Below are 11,638 nucleotides of genomic sequence, written 5' to 3'. Positions count from 1 at the left end.
GCCGTAGTACGCGTCGAGATCCTCTGGGTTGTGGGTGAGGAAGATCCGCATCGCGCGCCCGACGCTAACCGGGCGCGCTCGCGGCAGCGTCACCTACAACTGCTCGAACACCCAGCCGTCGACGGTCTGGTACAGGATCCGATCGCCGTTGACGGCGGCGAACTGCGGCCAGATGGCGAACTCGCCCTCGGGATCGGGATCGTCGAGATCGCGCACCAGCCAGTCCACACCGTTCGTCGTGGCGATCAGCCAGAAGTCGGGCGACCACTCCTCCTCGACCGCGGGCACGTCGATGGCGTCGTACGCCGCTTCGGCGGCTTCGGCGAAGACCTCTTCCGGGATACGCACCAACTCGTCGCCGGCGTCGTCTCGGATCACGATCGACGCCGTGCCGCTCTCCTCGTCGAACTCCCATGTCTGGGTCGACTCGTCGCGGTAGTCGATCGTGGCCGACTGGACGACCTCACCGGTCGCAGCGTCGGTGAGGACATAGCTCGAGCCGTCGGGACCGTCGGTCTGCACGAGGACGAAGCCCTCGTGCTCGACCGTGATGGTGACCGGTTTCCAGTCCTCGATGACGTCGTCGTGCACCTCGGTGATCCATGCCGCCGACGAACCCTGGTTCCACAGTCCGTACCGCTCGGGGAGCTCGGGGAGCTGGGCCTCGGTGAGCGAGCCGTCGGCGGCTCGGATCCACGCCTGCGGGCCCTCGAGTGAATCCCCCACGATCAGATGGCCGTTGTCGATCGGCACGATCGAGGTGATGTGGGAACCGACCGGGACACCCGGCAGCGACGTCCAGGCGCTCCCGTCGGCGCTGCTGAGCATCTTCGAGTCGGTGATCAGCACGAACTCGTCGTCGAGTGTGGTGAGCGTGCCCCACCCGAAGTCGTCGGGCAACGGCAGTTCGCCGTGATCGCCGCCGAGGTCGCCGCCCAGCAACCTCATGTCGGGCTCGAACCTCAAGGGCTCGGGGTTGCCGTCGAGACCGAGCTCCTCCCACGTGAACTCGAAGGTCGTGCGTTCGCCGGCCTCGTCGAAGACCTCGACCTCGATGCCGCTCGAAGAATTGCTGTACCCCCCGCCGCCACGGCTCTGCATCATCTCGCGGATGTCGTCGGGCAGGAGCTGTTCGAAGTCGAACCAGGTGTGCTGCTGCGCGAGTGCCAACCAGCGATCGCCCGACAGCGCCACGCTCTCGACCCAGATGTCGGTGTGGACGAACTCGTCGACGGTCGGTGTGACCGCGAGCTCGACCTCGACCGTGCTCCACGTGACGAGATCGGTCGTCGTCGCGATCACGAGCGTCCTCGTGCCGTCGTCGTCGGGCCGCCCGGGCCTCTCGTCGTAGGTCGGCTCGTCCACGCCCCATGCGACGAGCCGGTCGCCCGCGACCCTGAACTGATGGCCGAACTGCAGCGGGAGCTCGATCTCGGTCGTGGTCCAGTCGACGCCGTCGGTGGTGAACCGTGCGGTGAGGCGCGGCGGTGGTGGCGGCGTCGCGTAGATCGCGTCCGACGCCTCGGGATGCTCCTCGAGCACCGCTGAGACCTCGTCGAGCAGCCCTGCCTCGCCGAGGACCTCGGTCGCCTCTTGGATCGTCGGCGGCAATCCGTCGGGAAACGCCTCCTGCACCTCGGGTGGGAACAACGCGACGATCTCGTCGGGCAGCGGCGTGAGCGGCTGGGGCTCGAACTCATGGCTGATGCTCAAGAACCCGTCGTGCCACGGCAGCAGCTGGACCGCGTTCTCGGTCGACGCCGGGAGCGCGGGCGCCACCTCGGCCACCGACGACGTCGCGGCGTCATCGTCGGTGCCCGCCTCCGGCGGCACCGTGTCTCGGGTCTCGGTCGCCGAGGTGTCGGCGCCGTCGCCGGTGCTGGCCGCCGCGGCGCCTGCGTCGTCGGAGGTGTCCTCGGACGTCTCATCCGAGGTCTCGTCGTCGGCGATCTGGACCGCGCTGTCCTCGCCGCCGGTGACCGCGATCAGCAGCCCGGCGCCTGCGAACAGGGTGGCCGCGACGCCGCCGCCGACCAGTGCGCGGCGTCGGCGCCGCTTCGAGGCCGCCCGCGCCGTGACCACGTCGCTCGGGTTCGGCTCGACGACGACCTCCTCGGCCGACGCGGCGAGCGTGCTGCGGAGGCGATCGTGGATCGGTGATTCGTGCTGATCAGGCATCGTCGTGCTCCAGGTGTTGTTCGAGTTGTGCGAGCGCCCGCGACAGGCGGCTCTTGACCGTGCCGGGCGGGATGTCGAGCGCGGCGGCCACGTCGGCCTCGGACCAGTCGAGGTAGTAGCGGCCGACCACGACGGCGCGGTGATCGGTGGAGAGTCGTGCGAGCGCACGGGCGACGCCGTCGTCGATCTCGGGCGCCGGTCGTGGCCGCTCGGGGACGAGCACCACCGAGACCTCCCGCCGGCGGCGCCGCAGCCGGGAGCGGCCCCAGTTGAGGCCGACCCGGTAGGCCCAGCCGGTGAGGTTGGCGTGCAGCCTGACCTCGTCCCAGCGTTCGAACGCCCTCGTCAGCGCCTCGGCCGCCGCGTCGCGGCCGAGCTCGCGATTGTCGAGCGCCAGCGACAGCGCGCGTGCCAGCCGTGCATGCTCGCGGGCGCAGAACGTCTCGAACTCGGTCGGCTCGACGTGACCGTGGCGTGCGCCCTCGACGGTCGGTGGTGGGAGTGGTGTCGGCAAAGCGGGACCACGCTCGCCGGCGCTCGCCGGATCAGCGGAACCGGGTGATGGGTCGGCCGACGAGTCGGTCATCGTCACGTGATCTAGACGCCCGAGGGGACGGATCGGTTCCGTCCCACACCGGACTTCATCGACTCGTCATCTGCCGATCGCTCACCGGCGCGGTCAATCGCCGGTCGAACCGTCGAGCGACTCGCGGATGAGGTCGGCGTGGCCGCAGTGGCGGGCGTACTCCTCGATCATGTGCACGAGGATCCACCGCATGCTCGTCGGCCCGCTCGACAACTCTCTGGCCGCGAGCAGGTCGAGGTCGTCGCAGGTCTCGACGGCGGCTCGACTGCGGTCGACGGCCGCCGTGAACAGCTGCAGCAGGTCGGTCGGGGAGTCGTCGCCGGCGGTGTCGAACTCCCAGTCGGGGTGATGCTCCCAGTCGACTGACGCCCACGGCTCGGGCATCTCGGCGTCGAGCCAGACCTCCTGGAACCAGCCGTCCTCCACGACGGCCATGTGCTTGACGATGCCGCCGATCGTCAGCGTCGAGGGTCCGAGGCGGGTGGCGAGCTGTTCGGGGGTGAGCCCGCTCGCCTTGCGGAGGAGCACCGAGCGGAAGTAGTCGAGGAACGTGACGAGTGTGTGACGTTCTGCAGCCGCCATCGGTGGGCTGGCGGCCAGGTCGACGGGTGGGATAACGGTGTCACCCACGAGGTGCGCCACATGTCACGTCGGAAAGCACCGATTTCAGAAAATTCTGCTCCATGTCGATGATGTTACGGGACTACTGTTGTCACGAGGAGGAGAGGATCGTGGGATCGGCGATAGGCGCGGGCGAACGAGGCACCGTGCGCTCGGTCGCGTCGTGGTGGCGCAGCCGGTACGGAGCGCAGCTGTTCGTCGAGATCGCGATCTGCGGTGTCCTGCTGATCATCTACCGCACCATCCGCGGCGTGAACCGGACCGACCTCCGAGCGGCGTTCGCCAACGCCCGCGACATCGTCCGCCTCGAGGAGTGGTTGGGCCTGCCGTTCGAGGACAACCTCCAGCGCTTCCTGCTCGATCACCCCACGATCATCAAGCTGCTCAACCACTACTACATCTGGTTCCACTTCCCCGCCGCGATCGGGCTGCTGCTGTGGCTGTACCTCCGGCACCACGACCGGTATCGCCCGTTCCGCAACCTGATGGCGTTCGCCACGTTCTCGGCGCTCCTGATCCACCTGATGTTCCCGCTGGCACCGCCGCGGATGATGCACGGGTTCGTCGACACCATGCGCGAGTTCGGGCCGAGCATCTACCCGAAGAACGCACTCGAGGGCACCGCCAACCAGATCGCCGCCATGCCGTCGCTGCACTTCGGGTGGGCGATGATCGAGGCGATCGCCGTCATCGCGGTGCTCAAGTCGCGATGGCGCTGGCTGATCGTTATCCACCCGACGCTCATGACGCTGTCGATCATCGCCACTGCGAACCACTGGTGGATCGATGCCGCCGCAGCCGCGCTGCTGATCCTCGGCGGCATCGCCGGGTGGCGAGTCGTCTCGGTCTGGGTCGGTGACCGGCGCTGGTCGTGGACGAAGCTCCGCTTCCAGTCCGAGGCCGGCATCGCACAGCTCGAGTCGTTCGTCAACGAGGACCGCAGCGACGACGTCGGTGACGACGCCGACGGTGAGCAGCTCGTGCTTCAGCCGGTTCGGGCGCCCTCGAAGGTGTCGTACGACGCGAACGACGACACCGACGACCGCCGCAACTTCGTCGGCTGATGCTCGGCCCTGCCGAGGAACACCACGCCCGCAATCGCGTGGTGCTCGGGCAGCTCGAGCACCTCGGCGGCCGCTGACTCCTGCCGGGCCCAGGAACGTGGTGAGCACACCGCCGAGGCCGTGGGCGCGCGCCGAGAGCAGCACGCTCCAGCAGAACGGGTAGATCGACGCGCCCGGCACGATTGCCGGCCGGTCGAGCGTCAGGTCGGTGCCGGCCAGCACCCGCAGGTCGGCCGCCACGACGAGCACGACCGGCACCGACTCGATCTGCTCGACCACGGAGTACCGCACGTGTGCGATCTCGGCCGGTGGCGCGTAGTCGACCGAGTTGAAGGGCACCTGACCCTCCCGCATCGCTGCGATGTACTCGTCCCAGACGGGTTGCATGAGCGCGCCGATCGAACGTCGGATCGACGGATTACGGACGATGGCGACCCGCCACGGCTGCCGGTTGCCGCCCGATGGCGCGAACCGCGCATCGTCGAGGATCTGGATGACCGTCTCTTCGGGGACGGGCTCGTCGAGGAAGTCGCGGACGGAGCCGGTCGTGCGAATGCCCTCTCGAAGGTCCATGGCGCGCGAACCTAGCGACGTCGGGCACGCCTCGAGCGCAGCGGAGGCGTCTCAGACGCGACTCCTCAGGCCTCGCCCGCCGCCACCTTCTGTCGCACGATGTTGAGGGCCGAACCGCCGCGGAACCAGTCGACCTGCTCGTCGCTGAAGGTGTGGTGGCCCTCGAAGTCGATCGTGGTGCCGTCGGGCTTCACGATCTGGCACTGCACGGGCCGGCCGGGCACCGGCGGGAGGCCGAGCACGTTGATCCGGTCGTCCTCGTCGATCAGGTCGTAGGTGGCAGGATCGGCGAACGTGAGCGGCACCATGCCCTGCTTCTTGAGGTTCGTCTCGTGGATGCGGGCGAAGCTCCGGGCGATCGCCACCAGCCCGTTGCGGAATCGGGGCTCCATCGCAGCGTGCTCGCGGCTCGAGCCCTCGCCCATGTTCTCGTCGCCGATCACGACCCACGGCTGGTCGGCCTCGTGGTACGCCCTCGCGATGTCGGGGAAGCTCTCGATCTCGCCGGTGAGCTGGTTCTTGCCCTGGCCGACCAGGCCGTCGCGGTAGGCGCTCACCGCACCGAGGTACAGGTTCCCCGAGATGTTCTCGAGGTGGCCGCGGTACTTCAGCCACGGCCCCGCCATCGAGATGTGGTCGGTCGTGAACTTGCCCTGGGCCTTCACGAGCACGGGCAGACCGAGGTAGTCCTCACCGTTCCACGCCGTGAACGGCTCGAGCAGTTGCAGCCGCTCGCTCGTCGGGTTCACGATCACCTCGACACCGCTGCCGTCGTCGGGCGGCGGCGTGAACGTGTTCTTGCCCGGGTCGTAGCCCGCATCGGGGAGCACCTGCCCGACCGGGGCGTCGAGCGTCACCTCGCTGCCGTCGGGGGCGGTGATCGTGTCGACCGTCGGGTCGAAGTCGAGGCGGCCGGCGAGGGCGATCGCCATCACGGTGTCGGGCGAGGTGACGAACGCGAGCGTGTTCGCGGAACCGTCGTTGCGCTTCGGGAAGTTGCGGTTGAAGGAGGTGACGATCGTGTTCGTCTGGCCGGTGATCGCCTCGGGCCGGCTCCACTGGCCGATGCAGGGGCCGCACGCGTTGGCGAGCACCGTCGCCCCGATCGCCTCGAGATCGGCCAGCAGGCCGTCGCGCTCGATCGTCGCCCGCGTCTGCTCGGAGCCGGGGGTGACGAGCAGGTCGACCTTGGCGGTGAGCCCCTTCGCGGCAGCCTGGCGGGCGATCGACGCGGCGCGGGTGATGTCTTCGTACGACGAGTTCGTGCACGACCCGATCAGGCACGCCGACGGCTCGAGCGGCCACTCGTTGGCCCGGGCCTCGGCGCCGACGCCGGCTGCGCCGACGCGGTGAGCGCGGTCGGGGGAGTGGGGGCCGTTGATCAGCGGCTTCAGCTCGTCGAGGTCGATCTCGATCAGCTGGTCGTAGTGGGCGCCGTCGTCGGTTCGCAGGTGCTCGGCGACGTGGTCGGCCGCGTCGGCGATCGCCTCGCGACCCGTCGCCTTGAGGTACTGCGACATGTTGTGGTCGTAGCCGAACAGCGACGTGGTCGCTCCGATCTCGGCCCCCATGTTGCAGATCGTCGCCTTGCCCGTGGCCGAGATCGTGTCGGCACCCGGGCCGTGGTACTCGACGATCGCGCCCGTGCCACCCTTCACCGTGAGCTGGCGGGCGACTTCGAGGATCACGTCCTTGGGGCTCGACCAGTCGGACAGCGTGCCGGTCAGCTCGACGCCGATGACCTTCGGCCACCGGACGTTCCAGGGGAAGCCGGTCATCACGTCGACGGCGTCCGCCCCGCCGACGCCGATGGCGACCATGCCGAGGCCGCCTGCGTTGGGGGTGTGGCTGTCGGTGCCGATCATCATGCCGCCGGGGAACGCGTAGTTCTCGAGCACGACCTGGTGGATGATGCCCGAGCCGGGTCCCCAGAACCCGATGCCGTACTTCGCCGACACCGACTTGAGGAAGTCGTAGACCTCGGCGTTGGTGTCGATCGCGACGCCGAGGTCGATCTGTGCGCCGACCTTGGCCTGGATGAGGTGGTCGCAGTGGACCGTCGAGGGCACGGCCGCTTCGGGCAGGCCGGCGGTCATGAACTGGAGCAGCGCCATCTGGGCGGTGGCGTCCTGCATCGCCACCCGGTCGGGATGGAAGTCGGCATAGCTCGCGCCGCGCTCGAGCTCTTGCGCGGCCGGATCGGCGAGATGGTTGATCAGGATCTTCTCGGCGAGGGTGAGGGGTCGCCCGAGGCGTTCCCGCCCCAGGTCGGTGTTGCCGGGCAAGCTGGCGTAGACGGCTTCGACGAGCTCGATCGGGGTGGTTGCGCTCACAGACATGTAGACAACTATAATACAAGTCTCATGGAGACGGCAAAGTCCGGCGCGAGCGACCGGTCCCGCTGGGCGGGGATCGACCACGTCCAGCTGGCCATCCCGGTCGGCGGCGAGCCGAGCGCGCGCGAGTTCTTCGTCGACCGGCTCGGCTTCAGCGAGGTGCCGAAACCACCAGCGCTCGCCCGACGCGGTGGTGCCTGGTTCTCGGCCGGTGGCATCCAGGTGCACGTCGGCGTCGAGGAGGACTTCGTGCCGGCGCGCAAGGCGCACCCGGCGCTCCTCGTTCGCGGGCTCCGACGGTTGATCGAGTCGACCGGGCTCGACGCGGCCTGGAGCGACGAGATCCCCGGTGTCGAGCGCTGCCACGTGGCCGATCCGTTCGGCAACCGGATTGAGCTGATCGAGGCAGGTGAGCAGTGAGGCGGATCCGCTACCAGGAGATCGCCGACGAGCTGCGGCGGCGCGCCCGTGACGCCGCACCCGGCTCGGTCCTGCCGAGCGAATCCGAGCTCTCGAGCGAGTTCTCCGCCAGCCGCGTCACCGTGCGCCGAGCGCTCGAACTGGTCCGCGAGGACGGCCTGATCGCGGCTCGCCAGGGGTTCGGTTGGTTCGTCGCCACCGAGCCGGTGCAGCAGCATCTCGAACGCTTGGGCACGATCGAGGCGCAGCTCGAGTCGAGTGGTCGGGCAGCGGTGCGCGAGGTGGTCGAGTTCTCGTTCGAGGCCGCTCCGCCCCACGTCGAGCGACGACTCGCATCGGCCCGGGTGCTGCGGGTCAAACGGGTCAACCTCGCCGACGGCGAGCCGTTCGCGTTGGTGACCGTCTGGTGTCCCGAGCATCTCGGCAAGCGGCTCTCGATGGACGATGTGCAGCGACGCCCGTTCTACGAGCTGCTGCAGGTCGAGCTGCGCGGCGCCACCCAGACGATCGGCGCGGTGTCGGCCGAGCAGGCCGACGCCGAGCTCCTCGCCGTTCCCGTGGGGGCGCCACTGCTGAGGTGCCAGCGGGTGACCACCGACCTCGACGGCTCGCCGGTGTTGCTGAGCGAGCACCTGTTTCCCGCCCACCGGACCGAGTTCGTCGTCGATCTCCCCAACGACGAGCCGTCGATGTCGCCCGTCGGGCTGCGCCTCGTCGACTGACCGGCGGTTCGTGCCGGCTGACTGCGTGAGAGCGCACGTACGGTGGACGACGGCGTCGCGCCGGCATACGTTGGAGGATTCTTCTGATTTTCCTCAAGTTCTCCTGGCCACGAGACGAAAGACTGATGTGACCCTTGCCATCGACGCGGATCTCGCCCGCGTAGCGGAGGGCCGACGACTGCCCGGCTACGGCGGTGTCGTCGGCGTCGACGACGGCGGTGTCATCCGGTACGTCAGCGCCGACCTCGACGGCCGTTTCGGGCTGCGCATCGACGACGTCATCGGTCGATCGTTCCTCGAGTTCATCGAGGACTTCGACGCCGAGCAGGCGGTCGAGTCGTTCGGGGGTGTGCTCCAGCGGCCCGGTCACCATCAGGTCCTCGAGGTCGCGCTCCGGAGTGCGGACGGTTCGGTGCCCGTCGACGTCGTCGCCGACAACTGCCTCGAGGCGATCGGCCTCGTCCTGCTCAACCTCGGCGATCCACTCGATCGGCGCCGCTCGGTGCAGCTCCTGCACGCGCAGGCCGAGGCGATCAGGAAGATCGCGCTCGGTGGCTCGCTCAACGCGGCGGTCAACGAGATCCTGGTCTTCCTCGAGCGAGCGTTGCCCGGCTTCCGCGCCGCGGCCTTCCTCGAGGAGCATCTCTGGGCCGGCGAGGCCACGGCCTCGCCGAGCCTGCCGCCGACGTTCACCGATCGCATGGCGCTGCTGATCCGCGACGACGCGCACCACCCCGGTGCCCTCGCTGTCAACGAGGACGAGGTGATCATCGCGGCCGATGTCGGCGAACCCCGCTGGGCGACGTCGGTGGCGGCGATGAACGACGCCGGCGAGCGGTTCGGGTGCATCTGGTCGGTGCCGATCAGGCACGCTCGCGGCGAGGACAGCCGCGGCTGCATCGAGGTCTACGGTCCGCACGTCGCCCACCCTCACGACGAGGACTGGACGATCCTCGAGCTGGCCAGCCGGCTCGCTGCGGTCGCCTTCGACCGCAACCGGATGCAGGCGCAGCTCGTGCGTGATGCCGAGATCGATCCGCTGACGGGCACGCCGAACCGGCGGGTGCTCAAGACCATGCTGCGCACGATCCTCGACGGAGACGAGCGCGGTCAGCCGGTCTGCTTCATCGACCTCGACCGGCTGAAGGTCGTCAACGACGGTCTCGGCCACGAGGCCGGCGATCACGTGATCCGGGAGGCGGCCAACCGGCTCGGCGCAGCCATGAGCGGCGTTGGGGTCGTCGGCCGGTTCGGCGGGGACGAGTTCGTCGCGATCGGCGTCTCGGCCGAGCTCGACCACGCCTCGATGGCACAGCGGTGCCTCGATGCCTTCGCCGAACCCGTCTTCGTGGCCGGCCGCACGTGGCAGCTGTCCGCCAGCGTCGGCGTCGTCAAGATCGACGCGCAGCGGACACCCGGCGAGGTGCTGCGCGACGCGGATGCGGCGATGTACGAGGCGAAGCGGGCGGGACGAGGTCGCTGGCGGCTGTTCGAGTCGTCGACGCGCGAAGGCGTGGTCCGGCGGATGCACCTCGAGCAGCAGCTGCGGCCGGCGCTCGAAGGTGGGCACCTCACCGCGTTCTTCCAGCCGATGGTGCGCGCGTCGAACTGGCAGCTGTGCGGCATCGAGACCCTCGCGCGCTGGCACGAGGGCGAGGGCGTCTGGGTGCCGCCCGACGAGTTCATCCCCCTCGCGGAAGAGCTCGGCTTGATCGACCGGCTCGGCGAGCAGATGATCGACGAGGCGTTGGCCGCCGTCGATGCGGTCAACGAGGCCACGGCCAAGATGTGCCACGCATCGGTCAACGTGTCGCCGATGCAGCTGCAGTCCGAGCAGCTCTTCGAGAAGCTCGTCTCGGAGCGCGCCGACGGGCGCCCGACCGGCCAACTGTGCCTCGAGATGACCGAGCAGCACATCATCGACGACACCGATCGAACCCTGATGCAGCTCCAGCGACTTCTCGACGCCGGTGTCGGGTTGGCGGTCGACGACTTCGGCACCGGGTACTCGTCGCTGGCGGCGCTCCACCGGCTCCCGGCGACGATGCTCAAGATCGACCGAGCCCTCGTGAACCGGTTGGCCGACCCCGCCGGCGAAGCGGTGGTCGCAGCGGCGATCGGCGTCGCGCAGGCCTACGGTATGGAGACCGTCGCGGAGGGCGTCGAGACGACCGCACAGGCGCTGCGGCTGTGCGAGCTCGGCGTCGACCATCTGCAGGGCTACCTGTTCGCCCGTCCCGAGCCACTCGATGCGCTCGTCGAGCGGCTCGCAGGTGATGCCTGGTGCTGGGACGTCGACGAGACCGAGCTGTCCGCCCAACGCTCGCTGCCGTTGCCGACCTGAGCACGACGGGGTGCCCTGCCCCGCGCCTGCGCGCCGCGGTCAGTCCGGCGCCTCCATCCAGCGGTGGCTCGGCTGCGCGGCATGCAGCGGCGACGGCTCGACCAGCGGCTCGGGCTGCGGGGTCGGTGACGCGCTGGCGTACGTGAGCACGAAGTCGCCGAATCGATGCCACCATCCGGCGAACCGGGCGCCCTCGACGTCGACCACCGACAGCGCGTCCCAACGGCCGGGCTGCGCGGTGGCCGGCCAGCCGTCGAGCCGCACCTCGACCGACCGCGTGTCGCGGCGGAGTCCAGTCCGGAGTACCTTCAGCGCGCTCTCCTTGGCCGACCAGATCAGGTTGGCGAGCAGGTCGTGATGGTCGGGGCAGGACGCCACCATCTCGTGCTCGACCGACGTGAACCAGTCCCGGACGAAGCCGTGGCTCCTCGGCTCGACGATCTCGAGGTCGCACCCGATGTCGACTTCGTCGTCGATGACGGTGCACACCGCCCAGTCGGCGCGATCGGTCATCGAGATCCGAACGGGCGCCTGCTCGTCACCGACGAAGACCTCGGGGGCACCGTCGCTGGCGTTCCGGATCACGAGCTCGCGGAGGACCGCGTGGTCGCGGCCGCCTGCATCGTCGCGGCCGAGCGCTGCCGCCACGGCGCGCTTCGCCGTCCATCGACCGAGCCGGGCCTCGTCGCGGCGCTTCGGGTAGCGCAGACCGTTGAGGCGTGCCGCCTCGACCTCGGTGAGCCACGCGTCGTGGGCCGGTACCTCGGCCATGCCCGCCGCGAGATATCTCGGCC

9 protein-coding genes and 1 pseudogene are annotated in these 11,638 nt (G+C 69.4%); 4 read left to right on the top strand and 6 right to left on the bottom strand.

Annotated elements, in window-relative coordinates; genetic code table 11:
- Nucleotides 1–93: 93 nt before the first annotated feature.
- The 3 genes from QNJ12_RS04750 to QNJ12_RS04740 all read right to left on the bottom strand — a co-directional run bounded on the left by QNJ12_RS04750 (nucleotide 94) and on the right by QNJ12_RS04740 (nucleotide 3,394).
- Nucleotides 94–2,178, bottom strand: a complete 2,085-nt coding sequence (locus QNJ12_RS04750; protein ID WP_300619532.1) for a hypothetical protein — start codon at nucleotides 2,176–2,178, stop codon at nucleotides 94–96.
- A complete protein-coding gene (locus QNJ12_RS04745) occupies nucleotides 2,171–2,692 on the bottom strand; it encodes a sigma-70 family RNA polymerase sigma factor (RefSeq protein WP_300619529.1) in 522 nt (173 codons plus the stop codon). The genes QNJ12_RS04750 and QNJ12_RS04745 overlap by 8 nt, the downstream gene beginning before the upstream one ends.
- 165 nt (nucleotides 2,693–2,857) lie before the next feature.
- On the bottom strand, nucleotides 2,858–3,394 hold the full coding sequence (locus QNJ12_RS04740; protein ID WP_300619526.1) for a DinB family protein: 537 nt from the start codon (nucleotides 3,392–3,394) through the stop codon (nucleotides 2,858–2,860).
- Nucleotides 3,395–3,531: 137 nt separating this feature from the next.
- On the opposite strand from QNJ12_RS04740, the gene QNJ12_RS04735 reads away from it, so the two are divergent.
- Nucleotides 3,532–4,449: a phosphatase PAP2 family protein gene (locus QNJ12_RS04735; protein WP_300619523.1), complete on the top strand. Its 918-nt coding sequence runs from the start codon at nucleotides 3,532–3,534 to the stop codon at nucleotides 4,447–4,449.
- Between the two features lie 153 nt (nucleotides 4,450–4,602).
- On the opposite strand, the pseudogene QNJ12_RS23685 reads toward QNJ12_RS04735, so the two are convergent.
- Together QNJ12_RS23685 and QNJ12_RS04730 are read right to left on the bottom strand one after the other, a co-directional pair.
- A pseudogene (locus QNJ12_RS23685) lies at nucleotides 4,603–5,022 on the bottom strand (nitroreductase family protein); the annotation flags it as partial.
- A 65-nt stretch (nucleotides 5,023–5,087) separates the two neighbouring features.
- A complete protein-coding gene (locus tag QNJ12_RS04730; protein ID WP_300619521.1) occupies nucleotides 5,088–7,361 on the bottom strand; it encodes an aconitate hydratase in 2,274 nt (757 codons plus the stop codon).
- Nucleotides 7,362–7,385: 24 nt separating this feature from the next.
- Here QNJ12_RS04730 and QNJ12_RS04725 point away from each other — a divergent pair, with 24 nt between their 5' ends.
- The 3 genes from QNJ12_RS04725 (at nucleotide 7,386) to QNJ12_RS04715 (ending at nucleotide 10,844) form a co-directional block, all read left to right on the top strand.
- A complete protein-coding gene (locus tag QNJ12_RS04725; protein ID WP_300619519.1) occupies nucleotides 7,386–7,778 on the top strand; it encodes a glyoxalase in 393 nt (130 codons plus the stop codon).
- Complete coding sequence (locus QNJ12_RS04720) at nucleotides 7,775–8,500, top strand: GntR family transcriptional regulator (RefSeq protein WP_300619517.1); 726 nt, start codon at nucleotides 7,775–7,777, stop codon at nucleotides 8,498–8,500. Before QNJ12_RS04725 ends, QNJ12_RS04720 begins: the two co-directional genes overlap by 4 nt.
- A gap of 127 nt (nucleotides 8,501–8,627) precedes the next feature.
- The gene (locus QNJ12_RS04715) at nucleotides 8,628–10,844 is read left to right on the top strand and encodes an EAL domain-containing protein (RefSeq protein ID WP_300619515.1); all 2,217 of its coding nucleotides are present in this window, start codon (nucleotides 8,628–8,630) and stop codon (nucleotides 10,842–10,844) included.
- A gap of 39 nt (nucleotides 10,845–10,883) precedes the next feature.
- Here the strand turns inward: QNJ12_RS04715 and QNJ12_RS04710 are convergent, their stop codons facing one another.
- A complete protein-coding gene (locus QNJ12_RS04710; RefSeq protein WP_300619513.1) occupies nucleotides 10,884–11,615 on the bottom strand; it encodes a 4'-phosphopantetheinyl transferase superfamily protein in 732 nt (243 codons plus the stop codon).
- Nucleotides 11,616–11,638: the final 23 nt, after the last annotated feature.

It is taken from the genome of Ilumatobacter sp., assembly GCF_030065885.1.
Classification (GTDB): domain Bacteria; phylum Actinomycetota; class Acidimicrobiia; order Acidimicrobiales; family Ilumatobacteraceae; genus Ilumatobacter.
The sequence above is the reverse complement of the archived record's forward strand: the minus strand, read 5'-3'. Positions and strand labels throughout refer to the sequence as shown.